Consider the following 15,731-nt stretch of genomic DNA (forward strand, 5'->3'; position numbering starts at 1 on the left):
AGGATTCCTTGTCGATGTGCGTCACGCAGCCTTGCGTGCTAGCGACGCGGCGAGATCGGCACCGGCTTCCCCGATCGGCTGGATGCCGAACTGTTCGACCAGCACGTTGAGCACGCCCGGCGTGAGGAATGCCGGCAGCGTCGGCCCGAGCCGGATATTGCGCAGGCCGAGCGCGAGCAGCGTCAGCAGCACGGCCGCCGCTTTCTGCTCGAACCACGAAATCACCAGCGACAGCGGCAAGTCGTTCACGGTGCAGTCGAATGCATCGGCAAGCGCGGTGGCGATACGGATCGCCGAGTAGCTGTCGTTGCATTGCCCGAGGTCGAGCAGACGCGGAATGCCGCCGATGTCGCCGAACGCGTGACGATTGAAGCGGTACTTGTTGCAGCCGAGCGTCATCACGACCGTATCGTCGGGCGCCTGTTCAGCGAACTCCGTGTAGTAGTTGCGGCCCGGCGCGGCGCCGTCGCAGCCGCCGATCAGGAAGAAATGGCGGATCTGTCCGGCCTTCACCGCGTCGATCACCTTGTCTGCGACACCGAGCACCGCGTGCCGGCCGAAGCCGACCGTGATGGTCTCCTCCGGCGCCGACGCCGGGTAACCGGGCAACGCGCGCGCGGCCTGGATCAGCGTCGAGAAATCGTGGTGCTCGAGATGGCGCACGCCCGGCCAGCCGACCGGCCCGGTCGTGAAGATCCGCTGCCGATACTGCGGCAACGGCTCGATGATGCAGTTGGACGTCATCAGGATCGGCCCCGGGAAATGCGCGAAGTCGCTCTGCTGATCCTGCCACGCGCCGCCGTAGTTGCCGGCGAGATGCGGGAACGCCTTCAGCGTCGGGTATGCATGGGCAGGCAACATTTCGCCGTGCGTATAGACCTGGATACCCGTTCCCGCCGTTTGCTCGAGCAACGCATGCAGGTCGCCGAGATCGTGGCCGGATACGAGGATCGCCTTGCCCGCCACCGGCGACACGCGCACGGCGGTCGGCTGCTGCGCGCCGAAGCGGCCGGTATTGGCGCCGTCGAGCAGTTCCATCACCTTCAGGTTCACGCGGCCCAGGTCGAGCGCCTTCATCAGCAGCGCGTTGAGGTCGGCAGGCTCGCGTGCGAGAAATTCGAGCGCCGCCTCCACATCCGCGTAGACGTCCTCGCTCTCGGCGCCGAGCACCTGCGCATGATGCGCATACGCGCACACGCCCTTCAGGCCGTAGACGACCAGCGCACGCAGCCCGACGATATCCGGGCCGACGTTGTCGAGGCCCGCGTCGATCCCGACTTTCGCGGCCTGTTCCAGCAGGCCGGCAAGATCCTCGGCCGGCTGCCACGCTGCGGGGCCGGTGAGGGTCGGCAGTGCCGTCCCCTTGTCTCGTGCAAGCGCCTCGCACGTGCCCTTCACCCGGTCGCGGATCTGCGCAGCCTCGCGCAGCAACGTAACGAAGCGCGCCGCGTGGAAATTCACGTTGGTCAGCGTCGTGAACATTGCGTACAGGATGAACCGGTCGGCGCCGCGGTCAGGCTGGCCCATGCCGCGCGCCTGCGACGCGTACTGCGCAATTCCCTTCACCGCATGAACGAGCAGGTCCTGCAGGTCGGCCGTCGTTGCGTCCTTGCCGCAGTTACCCTTCGCCGATGCGCAACCGGGGCGTGCGCCGGTCCGGTCGGTCTGTTCGCATTGGTAGCAAAACACGGTTCTCTCCTTGTTCGATCGTGGGGCGCGGGTCGGTGCAGACGGTCACGGATTGCGCTTTGCATACGTGCCGGACAGCTCGCCCGCTTCAAGATGCGTTGTGTATGCATCTTTTTAAATGATCCACTGGCTGCTGTTTCGTCACCCTGACGCCGATCAAGAAATTCGATTCGGTGTCGGGTGGAAGTGGGGGCGTGTGTCTGCGAGGAAGTGCTTGTGTATGCGGGAAAGACAGGCATCAGGCGGCAAACGCGCGCGCCCGGCGCGACACTCGGTCGCGGTGATCGCTCGTGTGAATGGTGTCTGCCGCTTGCCGAATCGCTATGCCGGCTTGCCCGACTCCGCCTGCGCGTCGGGATCCTCGATGCCCCAGTCGCCGACCTGATACCAGTCGTCGCCGAGCAGTTCGGCCGGATGCTGGGTGCGACTCGAGCCGTTGCCGCAACGCATCGACTGTGTCGGACAGTAGTTGTCGCATCCCCAGCAGATTCTTTCCGGATGCAGCGGATGCAGTGGGAATTTCTTGGCCATCGCTCAATGTCGTCCATGCTGGTACGACATCGACTCTAGTGCACGCTTGAAGACCGGCGATGCGACATTCTTTCGCATGTCTCCATGCGGATTCGATCAATGCTTGCCGGATGCGTCATCCCGCCGCCGGCGTCGATCCGGCATCGTGTGCGCGACCCGTCACCATTTCGTCAGCAGGTGTAACCTGACGTAATGCCCCCCCTCCGGGCGTTCAGGCAGACTGTCCGCAGCCCATCGCACCCGTCTGCCGCCCGATCGACCATGTCCGCCGCCTACGACTACGCTGCCGGCCTGCTCCGTACGCTCTACGACCGCCATATCGACAGCGGCGCGGTGCTCGACGTCGCCGCCTTTCCGGACGCCGAGCGCTTCGTCCGCGCATGGCCGGCGATCCGCGCAGAGGCGCTCGAGGTCGCGCACGACCTGTCGCGCATCCCGCGCTTTCACGAGATCATGCGCGAGCAGCACGACATCTCCGCGAACGATGCGCGCGACTGGCGGATGTTCATCATGCAGGCCTACGGCCAGCCGTTTCCACGTAACCTGTCGCGCTGCCCGACCGTCGCGTCGATCGTCGCGGCATCGCCCGACGTGCTGTCCGCGTCGCTGTCGTTCCTCGCACCGGGCAAGCACATCCCGCCGCATCGCGGCCCGTTCCGCGGGATCCTGCGCGGCTATCTCGTGCTGTCGATGCCGAAGCGCGCGGACGGTTCGCCCGCCGCCGTGCTGAAGGTCGACGGGCGCGAGTACCGGCTCGACGAAGGCCGCTTCCTGCTGTGGGACGACACGTTCGTGCATGAGGTGTGGAACGACAGCGACGAAGTGCGAATCGTGCTGCTGCTCGACATCCGCCGGCGCGGGATGCCGCGCGCGCTGACGTGGCTGTCGAATGCGGTGATCGGGATCGTGCGGCTCGGGATACGGATACGGGGCCGGTCGATTCAGGTCTAGCGCGCTTCCTGCGCGACGCGCGTCAGGATCTCCGCAAGCGCACGAATCCTGGGTTGCGTGGCGCGCTGGGACGGATAGACGAGGAAGTAGCCGAGGCCATTGCGCACGACGTCGGAAAACGGCGCGACCAGCGCACCGGCGTCGAGCCGGTCCCTCGCCATTCGCGGATCGCCGATCGCGACGCCATGCCCCTGCGCCGCAGCGGTGAGCGTCAGTTCGAGGGTGTCGAATACGAGCCCGGCGCGCGGGTCGACCTGCGTCGCGCCGACGGCATCGAGCCAGCAGCGCCATTCGTCGTGGCCACGGCCGGGATGAAGCAGCGTCACCTGCGCGAGGTCGGCGGGCGACTTTAGCGATGCGGCCAGTTCGCGCGTGCACATCGGCGTGAGGCACTCGTCGAACAACGGCATCGACACCATCCCCGCCCAGCGTCCGGCGCCGCGCACGACGATCGCATCGACGTCGGCCTCGGTGAAATCCGGCGTGTCGTCTGCCGACGTGTGGATGCGCAGCTCGGTGCGCGGCAGTGCCTGATTGATCGCCGGGAGCCTGGGAAGCAGCCAGCGGATCGCGAACGTGGAAGGCAGCCGCAACGTGAGAACCGACGCGGAGCGCGCATGGACGTCTGCGTGGCAAGCCAGTTGCGTGAGCACGTTGATGGCCACCGTCAGCAACGCGCTGCCGTCCGCGGTCAGCGTCAGCCCCGACGCGTGACGCACGAACAGCGCGCACCGGTAATGCGCTTCCAGTTGCTGCACCTGACGGCTCACTGCGCCCTGGGTCCGGCACAGATGGTCGGCGGCACGGCTGAAGCTGCCGAGCTCGGCAGCGGCGACGAACGACTGGAACGCCGTCAATGGCGGCAGCGAACGCGTGAGATCGGCCAGCGGGTATGCATGCGCCGCATACCCGGGTTGCGGATTTTTCGATTGTTCGGTCATCGGTGCATCGCTATCGTGGCTGCGCCGGATCCGCATCGGTTCTCGCGGGCCGGCTCGTCAACAATCAGCGGAGAAAGATGATGGTCTCGTCGTCGGACGCACTATACACGCGGCAGGTCGATACCTACCTGAAGGCGCTCGAGCGCGGCGACGTCGCCGCGATCTGCGCGTTGTTCACGCCGGATGCACGGATTTTTTCGCCGTTTCTCGGCTGGATGCAGCCGAAGCCCTTCTTCGACAAGGTCGACGCGGCGTCCGGGCAAAGCAGGATCACGCCGATCGACATCTGCGTCAGCACGACCGGCGCGCGTCGCGCGACCGGCTATTTCATCTACGACTGGGGGCTGAAGGACGGCTCCGCGGTGCAGTTCGAATGCGTCGACGTGTTCGAGTTCGACGACAGCGGGCTCATCGAGCGGATGGTGATCGTCTATGACACGCATCCGGTCAGGAGTATGGTCGGCGACAAGTATGCGTAGGCGAACGAGGCGGCGGATCGGTCGGGGGGAGTTTTCGGTGCTTCGGGAATGTGTGGGGAAAGGGGTGTTTGCTGCCCCTGTGCGTCTCGATGTCACGCGATCTGTCACCTGACGCATGACACGGCCCGAAAGCACCCTGTGGATCGCCTAAACTACAGAACCATCGGCCCCGTCCACACCCGCGCGGCTCCCCTGCCGGCTACCCGCCATGGCGCACATCTTCTTCGCAGCCTCGATTCAGCGGCATATCGAAACGCCCGAGCGCGAGATCGACGCACGCACGCTCGGTGAAGCGCTCGAGACCGTCTTCGGCGAGCAACCTCGGCTGCGCGGCTACATCCTCGACGACCAGGGCGCGCTGCGACAGCATCTCGCGGTGTTCATCGACGGCCAGCGAGTGCGCGACCGGCAGCACCTGTCCGATGCGCTCGGCGACGCAAGCCGGGTTTACGTCGTGCAAGCGCTGTCTGGCGGATAAGGGGTCGCATCTTTATTCTGGCTTTGCATTGGACTGCCAAGCGCATCGGAGCCGAAGCGAAGCATGGGACCCGAACAAGCGCTAGCGCGCCAACACGGATCGACAGGAGACACCCGACATGAACGACCGATTGCTTGTCGCAACCCGCAAGGGGCTGTTCGTTCTGCAGGCCGATGGAAATGGCGGCTGGACGCTCGGCGAGCCACACTTCGTCGGTGAGCCGGTCAGCATGGTGCTGCCCGACCCGCGCGACGGATCGCTGTATGCCGCGCTCAATCTCGGCCATTTCGGCGTGAAGTTGCATCGCCAGCGCGCGGGCATGGCTGACTGGGAAGAATGTGCTGTCCCCGTCTACCCGCCGCAACCTGCGGACGAACCGCGTGCCGATAACGGCGCGGGCGCGAGCACGGGCTCGAGTGCAAACGCGGACGCTGCGGGCGACGCCGGCCCCACCCCGCCACGGCCGCCGTGGACGCTTCAGCAGATCTGGTCGCTCGAGACCGGCGGCCCGGACGAGCCGGGCGTGCTGTGGGCCGGTACGATTCCCGGCGGGCTGTTCCGCTCCGGCGATGGCGGCGACACCTGGGTGCTCAACCGTGCGCTGTGGGATCGCCCGGAGCGCCGCGAATGGTTCGGAGGCGGCTACGACGCGCCGGGCATCCATTCGGTGATGGTCGATCCACGCGACAGCCGGCATGTGACGATCGGCGTGTCGTGCGGCGGCGTCTGGCAAAGCGGTGACGGCGGCGCGACCTGGCGCGTGAGCGCCGACGGCATGGAGGCCGATTACATGCCGCCCGAGCGGCGCGGCGATGCGAACGTGCAGGACCCGCACCGCGTCGTGCAATGCGCGGCCAACCCGGATGTCCTGTGGACGCAGCATCACTGCGCGATCTTCCGCTCGACCGACGGGGCCGCGCATTGGCAGCGGATCGAGGCTCAGCCTTCGAGCTTCGGCTTCGCGGTTGCCGTGCACCCGCGCGAGCCGGACACCGCGTGGTTCGTGCCTGCCGTGAAAGACGCGTGCCGGATCCCGGTGAGTGGCCGATTCGTGGTCACGCGCACCCGTGACGGCGGCCGTACGTTCGAGCGTTTCTCGAGCGGGCTGCCGCCGGCACCGGCGTACGACCTCGTGTATCGGCACGGGCTCGCGGTAGATGACTCCGGCGCGCGCCTCGCGATGGGGTCGACGACCGGCGCGCTATGGACGTCCAACGACGGAGGCGAAAACTGGCATCTGGTTTCCGCGCATTTGCCGCCGGTTTATTGCGTCCGGTTCGGTTGACTGCGCGGGGCCAGCGAATGGGGCGAACGCCTGCGCGCCCGTTCGTTCGCCGGCCTTCGCCCGGATGCGCTCAGCGGCGGACGGATCGATGCTTCACGCGCGATGTGCGGGCGAACCGCGTCGCGTCATCCGCGCGATCGCCGCGTGCGTCTGTGCGAGTTCGCCATCGAGCCAGTCGAGGAACTGCCTGACCTGCGGCTGCCGTTCGCGACCGGGCCGGCACAACGCGAGATAGCGCGTCCCCGCGAGCCGCACCGATGGCTCGACCGGCGTCAGCGCGCGCCGTTCGACGTGCTCGGCGACCAGCACCGAACTCGCCAGCACGACACCCTGCCCGTGCAGCACGGCCTGCAGCGCATAGTGCTCGTCGTCGTAATGCCGGAACACCGCGCGTTGCAGCCACCCGTCCCGCCCTGCCGCGCGGCACCATGACGGCCAGTCGACCGACAAGGGTGCAGGCGTATCCCAGGCGATCTCGATCAGGTCCAGCCGCCCGTCCGGGCGATCCGCGTCGAAGCCGGCGGCCGCATACGCGCCGAAATATTCGTCGATCAGCTCGTGCTGGAATAGCGTCGGGAAATCGCGTGCGGTCGCGCGGATCGCGAGGTCCACGCGCGCGTCGCGTTCGAGATCGACGAGCGCGTTACCGGTTTCGACCTTGATATGCAGGTGCGGGTCGATCTGCTGAAAGCGGCCGAGACGCGGAATCAGCCACATCGACGCAAACGCGGGCGTCGTGGTCAGGACGAGCGTGCGCTCGGGCGGCTCCGGACGCACCGTGTCGAGCCCGCGGCTCAGCGCGAGCAGTGCGTCGTGGCATACGCGAAACAGCCGCTCGCCGTCGCCGGTGAGCCGCGCGCCGCCCGGGCCGCGATCGAACAGCAGCACGCCGAGCCGGCTCTCGAGCGACTTGATCTGGTGGGACACCGCGGCAGGCGTCACGGACAGCTCCTGCGCCGCGGCCTTGAACGTGCCTAGGCGGGCCGACGATTCGAATACACGCAGCGCGGTCAGGGGAATTCTCGAGAACACGGGGCCTCGCAGGCCGGTGCGGCCGGTTGAGTTCAATTCAATCGGGTTGAGATTAGGTGAATTGAACCCTGCGTGCAACGCGCCTAGTCTGGCGTGGCGGCGCAGCCCGCGGCCGCATCCACATCCGCATCCATCGAAGGAGCCGTCACGTGCAAGGCCTACCCCGCAAGATCACGCAGGCGATCCTCTACGAAGCGATCGCGATCGGCTGCCTCTCGCCTGCGATCTCCGTGATCTTCCGACAGGATCTCGTGTATTCGGGCGGCCTGTCGGTCACGCTGTCGGTGATCGCGCTGCTGTGGAACATGCTGTACAACACCGCGTTCGAACGGTGGGAATCGGCACAGGCAAAACGCACGCGGACGCTCCGGCGCCGCATCGTCCACGCATGCGGATTCGAGGGTGGGCTAATCTTCATTCTGGTGCCGATCGTCGCGTGGTGGCTGAAGATCTCGTGGCTCGACGCGTTGTTCGTCGACCTCGGGCTGTTCGCGTTTTTCTTCTGTTATGCGTTCGTGTTCCAGTGGGCGTTCGATCGCGTGTTCGACGTGCCGGCTGCGACGAAGCGGACGGGTTGAGCGACACGCAACGTAAGCGCGGCGGTCGTGCACGAGCACGTGCTACGCGGATTCGCCGTCGGTCATTCGGTGGCCGTTTTGTGCGAATCCTCCTTGTTCATGGTCGGCACCATCACTTGGTTCTCGATCGACGTCGTGAACTTGTTGAGGAATATGGTCCCGCTCCATCGAACTTTACGCGCTCGCCGGAAATACGAGGCAACAGGCATTTGATGCTAGGCCCATGGGTACCTGCCTGCCCATCGCGATATATTGATCGCCAATGACCGGATATTGGCGAAAAGGCGAGTCTGAGCCGTCCGCTCGTTCTTCATCCGGATTTCCTGTCTCGACAAATTGTGAGGATTGCTCCGCACATAATTTGCGCGAACGAGAATGGAGAATCAATCAGACGAGTTCGAAATTTGCGGCACCAGTTTTCAATGAGTTTCCATAGGAACAAGAGTCCGATATGACGCCTGAGCTGCGATGTGTTGGCCGTTGACGAGTACTTTGCCCGACAGTGTCGTGGCTGATCGCCTACGAAAGCCCAACGTTCCGGATGACGCAGGCATTGCGACTACCGCACCGATCTACGCAAATCGCGAACGAAAACTTCGCCGGGCCCCCAAAAAGCAAAACGGCCTTCCCGCATCAAGCGAGAAGGCCGCTCTACAACGGCGGATCACCCAATCTGCAATCCACCGTCACCCGTTCACGCATCCCCTGCGCGAACCACCCCCTACCTCAATGAATCCCGAGATAAGCCTTCACCGCTGGCAGCCCCGGCTTCCCGTCAATCGTCGTCACCCCCGCGAGCCACTTGTCGAGCGACTGCGGATTCGCCTTCAGCCATTCGGTAGCCGCCTTGTTCGGCTCCTCCTTGTTCATGATCGGCACCATCACGTGATTCTCGATCGACGTCGTGAACTGCAGGTTCGACACGAACTTCGCGACGTTCGGGCAGCGCTGCGCGTAGTCGGGCGGCGTCGCCGTCAGCACCTTCGCCTCGCCATAGTTCGGCCCGAACACGTCATCACCACCGGTCAGGTAGTCGATCTTCATCTGCACGTTCATCGGATGCGGCTCCCAGCCGAGGAACACGATCCACTGCTTGTCGCGAATCGCGCGGTTCACCTCGACCAGCATCCCCGCCTCGCTCGACTCGACGAGCTTGAACTTGCCAAGTCCGAACTGGTTGCCGTCGATCATCTTCTTGATCAGCGCGTTGCCGTCATTCCCTGGCTCGATCCCGTAGACCTTGCCATTCAGCTTGTCCGCGAACTTCTGGATGTCCGCGAACGACTTCAGGCCGCCCTGGTACACATAGTCGGGCACCGCGAGCGTGTATTTCGCGCCGGTCAGGTTCGGCGTCGCGAGCACCTTGATCGTGCCGGCCTTCGTGAACGGCTGGATGATCGGGTCCATCGTCGGCGACCAGTAGCCGAGGAACACGTCGATCTGCTTGCTCTTGATCCCTGCGAACGTGATCGGCACCGATGCGATCGTCTTCGTCGGCGCGTAACCGAGCCCCTGCAGCATCGCCGATGCGAGACCGGTCGTCGCGGCGATGTCGGACCAGCCGACGTCCGCGAAGCGCACGGTCTTGCACACCGGCGGATCGGCCGCATAAACCGCCGAAACCGGCGCGGCGGCAATCCCGACGCCACATGCCGCTGCGATCAGTAGTCGCTTCATCTTTCCTCTCCTCAAAGTGATGTCGTTCGCATGAAATCCGGGATCATTGATGGAAGCCGTGCGCCGCGATCCCGGCGGCGTCACGGGCCGTTTGACGGCGCCGTTCAGTGTCCCGGCAGCCGGCGTTCGTAACTGGGTGCATGCCCGAACTGCGCGCGGTACGCCTTGCTGAAATGGCACGGCGAGTGAAACCCGCAGATCGTCGTCACGCGCGCGATCGACGCGTCGGTCGTGCGCAGCAGGTCGCGCGCGCGCTTCAGGCGCAGCGTCAGGTAATAGTGGGTCGGCGACACGTTCAGGTAGACCTTGAACATCCGCTGCAGATGCCGCTGCGACAGCCGCACGAGCCGTGCGAGCTCGTCGAGCGACAGCGGCTCCTCGATGTTCGCCTCCATCAGCCGCACGACCTCGATCAGCTCCGCGCGCGAAAAGCCGACGCGCGCATCGACCGGAATCGGCTGCGGATCGGTCGCGCTGCGGATCCGTTCGAGGATGAACTGTTCGGACACCTGCGCGGCGAGCTGCTGCCCGAAACGCGTGCCGACGAGGTTCAGCATCAGGTCGAGCGGCGCGGTGCCGCCGGTGCAGGTCAGGCGGTCGCGATCGACGACGAACAGCTCGTCCGCGAAATGCACGTCCGGAAACTCGGTGTGCAGCGCCGACAGGTTCTCCCAATGCACGGTGCAGCGGTAGCCGTCGAGCAGGCCGCTCGACATCAGCGCATAGGCGCCCGTGCAGATGCCGCCGAGCGGCAGGCCGCGCTCGGCGAGCGCCGCGAGCGTGTCGCGCGCGCCGCCGTCGACGACGTCGCGGATCCGGATGCCGCCGCACACGATCATCACGTCCGGCAGCTGCGTGTGGTCGAGCGCCTGCGTCGGCCGCACCGCGATGCCGTTGCTCGCGTGCACGGGCGCGCCGTCGAGCGAATAGATCGACCACCGGTAGTGATCGGCGCGCGCGACGTAGTTCGCCATCCGCAAGACTTCGACCGCACTCGAGAACGCGATCATCGAGAAATTCGGCAGCGTCAGAAAACCGAAGTGCGCGAGCGACGAAACCGGTGAAACGCAAGCGTCGGGGGCAACAGCCGCGGCGGACGTCACATCGCTCTCCTAACGAGCAGGTTGCACGAGATCAGCGCCGTGGCGCACGCCACGGCAGCCGATGCGAAACACAAAAGAAGGCGGCCGGGAGAAACGCCGGCCGCCGGTCAATCAGGCCTGCGCGGTCGCGGCCTTGACGCGAAACAGCTGCTTCAGGCCCGAGAACAGCGGCGCCTTCACGGTGCCCGGCGCGCGACCGAAGCTTTCGGTGATGCGGTCGAGAATGATCGCGAGCAGCACCACCGACAGGCCGCTCTCGAAGCCGAGGCCGATGTCGAGACGCTGGATGCTGGCGAGCACGTCGTTGCCGAGGCCGCCCGCGCCGACCATCGACGCGATGATCACCATCGACAGCGCCATCATGATCGTCTGGTTCACGCCCTGCATGATCGACGGCAGCGCGTTCGGGAACTGCACCTTGTACAGCAGCTGCCACGGCGTGCAGCCGAACGCCTGGCCGGCTTCGACGATCTCGCGGTTCACGTGGCGGATGCCGAGGCTCGTGAGGCGCACGGCAGGCGGCATCGCGAAAATCACCGTCGACAGGATCCCCGGCACGCGGCCGAGACCGAACAGCATCGCGGCCGGAATCAGGTAGACGAACGCCGGCATCGTCTGCATCAGGTCGAGGATCGGACGCACGGTCGCCGCGACCCACTTGCTCTTCGCGGCCCAGACGCCGAGCGGGATGCCGAGCACGAGGCTGATGATCGTCGACGACAGCGTGAGGCCGAGCGTGATCACGGTCTGGTCCCAGAAGCCCGTCGCGAAGATCAAGAGCAGCGACGCGGTCGTGAACAGCGCGAAGCGCCAGCCCACCCGCCACAGGCCGACGCCGATGAAGATCGCCATCATCAGCCACATCGGGATCGCCTGCAGGCTGTGCTCGACGAATGCCGCGAGACCCTCGATCGCTTGACCGATCGCGTCGAACGTCTTTGCGTCGTGGTCGAGCAGGTAATGAACGGACTGGTCGACCCAGCTACCGAGCGGAATCATTTCAGACATGGGAGCCTCGCGAACGCGTGATGGCCTTCAGGATGAGCGCACGGTCGACCGAGCCGCAGTAGCAGCCGTCGTCGTCGACGACGGGCAGTGCGTTCGGGCTCGCGACCACGCGCGCGACGACATGTTCGAGTGACGCATCGCGGCGGATGCTTTCGATCGGCCGCACGGACGGCGAGGTCTGACCGATCGCATCGCGCGTGACGAAGCCGCGAATCTTGCGTTCGGCGTCGAGCACGAATGCGTATTCGGCACTGCCGTTCAGCGTCGCCGCGACGTTCGCGGCATCGCACTTCGACACGATCGGCACGGCGCCCGTCTGCATCAGGTCGCCGGCCGTCAGGTAGCGGCTCGTGTCGATGCCATCGAAGAACGCGCGCACGTAGTCGTCGGCCGGGTTCGCGATGATGTCCTGCGGCGTGCCGACCTGCACGAGCCGGCCACCTTCCATAATCGCGATGCGGTTGCCGATGCGCAGCGCTTCCTCCAGATCGTGCGACACGAACATGATCGTGCGGCGTTGTTCCTTCTGCAGTTGCAACAGCACATCCTGCATTTCCCGGCGCTTGAGCGGATCGAGCGCGGAGAACGCCTCGTCCATGATCATCAGCGACGGGTTCACGGCCAGCGCGCGAGCCAGGCCGACCCGCTGCTGCATCCCGCCCGACAGCTCGGACGGCAGCTTGTGCGAAAACGGTGCGAGGCCAACCTGCTCGAGCACCTCCATCGCACGCCGTTCGCGCTCCTTCTTGCCGACGCCCGCGACCTCGAGGCCGAACGCGGCGTTCGACACCACGGTGCGATGCGGCATCAGCGCGAACGACTGGAACACCATGCTCATGTCCTTGCGGCGCAGCGCGGTGAGCGCCGAGCGGCGCGCCGACGCGACGTCGAGGCCGTCGATCATCACCTTGCCGGCGCTCGGATCGACCAGCCGGTTCACGAGACGGATCAGCGTGGATTTGCCGGAGCCGGACAGGCCCATCAGCACGAATATTTCGCCTTCCTTCACGTCGAACGACACGTTATGCACGCCGACGACCTGGCCGGTGCGCTTGAGCACATCGTCCTTCGTCGCACCGGCAGCGAGCATGTCGAGCGCCTGCTGCGGATTACTTCCAAACACCTTGCACAGACCTTCGACTACGACCTTGGGGGCATCCATCGAAACCTTCTCCTCGTGTAGCGGGGACTCACGCGTGTCACTCAGCGTGCCTACATAGTTGCCAGAAAAAACCCCGGCCTGCCGACGAATTACGACAGACGCTTGCGCAAATACGACACGGGGGAAGCACGCCCCCCGGCCGCGCGGGACGTGGCTGGGCGCGCGGCACACGCGATTTGCGGCGGCGCAGTACGCGCATCGCCAGCATCGGCAAGCATCACCGCGCAATCTTGTGCGCAGCAGCGTGCGGCGAATCGGCCGCCGGCTTCCGTTCGCGCGCGGCGGCGCTGCGTCGCTTTACGACAATTCCACGTCCGATCGGACCACCCCGCATGTGGTCGCGCGTCGCGCACCGGCGGGACGCAGAAGCGTGTATCGAAATCGCACGACTGACGATGCGCGTTCGGACAAAAACGCATGACCGTACGAAAATCCGATGAAAGCGGCGCGCGCGCAGGTGCATCCAACCGGCGATCGCTGCACATGGGTGCAACGTGACAATGCGCGCCCCCTGACAGGTTGGGTGACCTCGTGTTGTCATGCGCGGTTACGAATTCCTGCGCCTCTGACCGGACAAGCATGCGCCGCCGCAGTCTAAATCTGTAGCGGAATGGTTCCGCCGCATCAGACGAGGTCTTACCGTGCAGCACGTGATTCTTCTCCCCCTGACAGCGGGTATCGCAGCCGCGTTGCTGGGCGGATGTGCAGCGGCACCGTACGAGACATCGGCGTATCCGTATCCCTGTGGCAGCGAATACGTGATGTCCAATCCTGCGGGCGCCGAATATGACTGCGGTCCCGGGTATGGATACCCGTTATACGAAGGAGGCTTTCTGGGCTTTGTCGATATCGACCACTTTCACCATCGCCACCATGACCACGATCACGATCACGACCGTGACTTCGGTTTTCATGTCGACCATGACCATGATCGCGGCTTTCATCACGGCGGCGCGATGGCTGGCCGCGGACATGGGCAGATGCACGCCGAAGGCCACGGCAGTGAGCACAATGGCGGCCATGGCGGCGGGCACGGTTCGAGCGGTTCCGGCTCGAGCGGTTTCGGCAGCGACTTTCAGCCGTCGGGCGCGAGCGGATCGCACGGCGGCGGCATGCGCAGGTAGCCGAAATCCATTCCGTGCCGCCCTTCTCCGGCGCTGAATCGCTCGGCGCCGGCGAGGCCCTCCGCCAGCACGACCGGTGCACCCGCGGCCCCCTCCCGACGCAACGCTTCCGCCAGCGGCAGATCCCATTGATCGTATGCGGAGCGCCGGTCCGCAAGCATGCACTGCCGGGGAAACCGGGCGATCTGCCGCGCGATGCGCAACGCGTACGACAGGCCTTCGCCGTTTGGCGCAACGTAGTTGACGAGCCCCATGCGCGTGGCCTCCGCGACGTCGACGGGACGCCCGGTCAGGATCATGTCCATCGCATGGCCCATCCCGACGATACGAGGGAGCCTGACCGTTCCGCCGTCGATCAGCGGCACACCCCAGCGCCGGCAGAACACGCCGAAGATCGCGTCCTCTTCCGCGACGCGGAGGTCGGCCAGCAGCGCGAGTTCCAGCCCGCCCGCCACCGCATACCCCGGTATCGCAGCGATCAGCGGCTTCGACAGCGCCATGCGGCTCGGGCCCATCGGGCCCGGTCCTTCCCCCGTCGCATCGACGCGGTTGCGCAACGCCGGATCGCCGGCCGCCTTCAGGTCCGCGCCCGCGCAGAAGTTGCCGCCGGCGCCCGTCAGGATCGCGACCGCGAGCCCGGCATCGGCTTCGAACCGCTCGAACGCGTCCGTCAGCTGCAACGCAGTCGGACCGTCGACGGCATTGCGCCGCTCCGGCCGATTGATGGTGATCGTGCAGATCGCGCCATCCGTCGCGTAAAGAACGTTGTCCATCGTCTCCCCCTGAAAGGCACGCATGCGCCTGTCACGTCCGTTATAGGCCACCGGAGATCGCATGGGACAGCCGCGCCAGTCGCCGGGCCGACGGATCCGCATCTGGCGGAATTCAGCTACGAAAATCGTGCCACACGGCTGTGTTACATTGCGCGGAAAACAATCCCGATCGCGCTGCCGCGCGGCCCATTCCGAGCCATGTTGTCGACCCACGCCACCGCCATTGCACCCGCGCCCCGGACCGCGGATGCCGAACCACCCGGAGCGCCCGAAGCGCCCGAAGCGCCCGTCATTGCCCGTCATTGCGCGCCGGACCGTTGACGCATCCACCGCGCATCCATCGCGCATCCGTCGACGTCCGGCACCGGCTGACGCAACCTGCGCGCCGGTGTCTGTCGTGCGGGTTCGCAGGCCGGCCGCTCAGGCGCCGCCGATCCGCCCGGAAGCGGGCATTTTCCGGAACCGGACGTGTCTGATTCAGCACGGCTCCGGGTCCGGTGCGGTCCGACACCGTTCGCGATCGCAAGACCATAACGACATAGAGAGGGAGTGAATCCGATGACGTGGATCTTTGCGCTGATCGGCCTCATCGTGGGTGGCATCGCCGCGCTGATCGGCGATTTTTCCGGCACCGCCGGCACGCTGCTCGGCGGCGCGGTCGGCTTCTGCGTCGGCCATGCGCTCAGGGAGCGCAAACCGAAGGCCCCGCCGCCCGAGCCATCCGCGGTCAACGCCGCACCGCCCGTGCCGCTCGCCGAGCGCGTCGCGCGCCTCGAAGCGACGGTCGACACGCTGACGCGCGAGATCGCGACGCTGCGCGGCCAACTGGCCGGCGTGAAGTCCGGCACGATGGCGCCTGCTTCCGGCACTGCTTCCGGCACCGCGACCGGAGCCGCGCCGGGCACCGTTGCGCCGGCCGC

14 protein-coding genes and 2 pseudogenes are annotated in these 15,731 nt (G+C 65.9%); 6 read left to right on the plus strand and 10 right to left on the minus strand.

The genetic code is table 11. From position 1 onward, the window contains the following. Window positions 1-21: 21 nt before the first annotated feature. Together hcp and G3N94_RS22575 are read right to left on the minus strand one after the other, a co-directional pair. Window positions 22-1,689, minus strand: a complete 1,668-nt coding sequence (hcp, locus tag G3N94_RS22570) for a hydroxylamine reductase (RefSeq protein ID WP_205794785.1) — start codon at window positions 1,687-1,689, stop codon at window positions 22-24. Window positions 1,690-2,010: 321 nt separating this feature from the next. Next, entirely contained in the window at window positions 2,011-2,220 is a 210-nt protein-coding gene (locus tag G3N94_RS22575; RefSeq protein ID WP_205794786.1) for a DUF3079 domain-containing protein, read from the minus strand. Between the two features lie 261 nt (window positions 2,221-2,481). On the opposite strand from G3N94_RS22575, the gene G3N94_RS22580 reads away from it, so the two are divergent. Beyond that, entirely contained in the window at window positions 2,482-3,171 is a 690-nt protein-coding gene (locus G3N94_RS22580; protein WP_205794787.1) for an aspartyl/asparaginyl beta-hydroxylase domain-containing protein, read from the plus strand. On the opposite strand, the gene G3N94_RS22585 is transcribed toward G3N94_RS22580, so the two are convergent. Then, window positions 3,168-4,112, minus strand: a complete 945-nt coding sequence (locus G3N94_RS22585; RefSeq protein ID WP_205794788.1) for a LysR substrate-binding domain-containing protein — start codon at window positions 4,110-4,112, stop codon at window positions 3,168-3,170. The two genes, G3N94_RS22580 and G3N94_RS22585, sit on opposite strands and share 4 nt — an antisense overlap. An 80-nt stretch (window positions 4,113-4,192) precedes the next feature. On the opposite strand from G3N94_RS22585, the gene G3N94_RS22590 reads away from it, so the two are divergent. From G3N94_RS22590 to G3N94_RS22600, 3 genes are all read left to right on the plus strand, one after another. Further along, on the plus strand, window positions 4,193-4,591 hold the full coding sequence (locus tag G3N94_RS22590; RefSeq protein WP_205794797.1) for a nuclear transport factor 2 family protein: 399 nt from the start codon (window positions 4,193-4,195) through the stop codon (window positions 4,589-4,591). A gap of 208 nt (window positions 4,592-4,799) precedes the next feature. Continuing rightward, window positions 4,800-5,069 (plus strand): MoaD/ThiS family protein, encoded by a 270-nt coding sequence (locus G3N94_RS22595; RefSeq protein ID WP_124602423.1) that lies wholly within the window; start codon window positions 4,800-4,802, stop codon window positions 5,067-5,069. 118 nt (window positions 5,070-5,187) lie between these two features. Next, window positions 5,188-6,354: an exo-alpha-sialidase gene (locus tag G3N94_RS22600; RefSeq protein WP_205794789.1), complete on the plus strand. Its 1,167-nt coding sequence runs from the start codon at window positions 5,188-5,190 to the stop codon at window positions 6,352-6,354. 93 nt (window positions 6,355-6,447) lie between these two features. Here G3N94_RS22600 and G3N94_RS22605 read toward each other — a convergent pair whose 3' ends face one another. After that, a complete protein-coding gene (locus tag G3N94_RS22605; RefSeq protein WP_205794790.1) occupies window positions 6,448-7,386 on the minus strand; it encodes a LysR substrate-binding domain-containing protein in 939 nt (312 codons plus the stop codon). Between the two features lie 149 nt (window positions 7,387-7,535). Between G3N94_RS22605 and G3N94_RS22610 the strand changes: the two genes are divergently transcribed. Further along, on the plus strand, window positions 7,536-7,964 hold the full coding sequence (locus G3N94_RS22610) for a PACE efflux transporter (RefSeq protein WP_205794791.1): 429 nt from the start codon (window positions 7,536-7,538) through the stop codon (window positions 7,962-7,964). 726 nt (window positions 7,965-8,690) lie between these two features. On the opposite strand, the gene G3N94_RS22615 is transcribed toward G3N94_RS22610, so the two are convergent. The 6 genes and pseudogenes from G3N94_RS22615 to G3N94_RS22640 form a co-directional block, all read right to left on the minus strand. Then, window positions 8,691-9,641, minus strand: coding sequence for a choline ABC transporter substrate-binding protein (locus G3N94_RS22615; RefSeq protein WP_205794792.1), 951 nt, complete (start codon window positions 9,639-9,641; stop codon window positions 8,691-8,693). A gap of 104 nt (window positions 9,642-9,745) precedes the next feature. After that, complete coding sequence (locus tag G3N94_RS22620) at window positions 9,746-10,744, minus strand: GlxA family transcriptional regulator (protein ID WP_205794793.1); 999 nt, start codon at window positions 10,742-10,744, stop codon at window positions 9,746-9,748. Between the two features lie 111 nt (window positions 10,745-10,855). Further along, the gene (choW, locus tag G3N94_RS22625; RefSeq protein WP_205794794.1) at window positions 10,856-11,752 is read right to left on the minus strand and encodes a choline ABC transporter permease subunit; all 897 of its coding nucleotides are present in this window, start codon (window positions 11,750-11,752) and stop codon (window positions 10,856-10,858) included. Beyond that, a pseudogene (locus G3N94_RS22630) lies at window positions 11,745-13,044 on the minus strand (glycine betaine/L-proline ABC transporter ATP-binding protein); the annotation flags it as partial. The gene choW and the pseudogene G3N94_RS22630, both read right to left, overlap by 8 nt. A 685-nt stretch (window positions 13,045-13,729) precedes the next feature. After that, window positions 13,730-13,936, minus strand: a complete 207-nt coding sequence (locus G3N94_RS22635; protein WP_205794795.1) for a hypothetical protein — start codon at window positions 13,934-13,936, stop codon at window positions 13,730-13,732. A gap of 53 nt (window positions 13,937-13,989) precedes the next feature. Further along, window positions 13,990-14,811: a crotonase/enoyl-CoA hydratase family protein gene (locus G3N94_RS22640; protein WP_205794796.1), complete on the minus strand. Its 822-nt coding sequence runs from the start codon at window positions 14,809-14,811 to the stop codon at window positions 13,990-13,992. A 558-nt stretch (window positions 14,812-15,369) separates the two neighbouring features. Between G3N94_RS22640 and G3N94_RS22645 the strand changes: the two are divergent. Continuing rightward, window positions 15,370-15,731, plus strand: a pseudogene (locus G3N94_RS22645) (DUF2339 domain-containing protein); the annotation flags it as partial.

The sequence above is a fragment of the Burkholderia sp. Ac-20353 genome, from assembly GCF_017104785.1.
Taxonomy (GTDB): Bacteria; Pseudomonadota; Gammaproteobacteria; order Burkholderiales; family Burkholderiaceae; genus Burkholderia.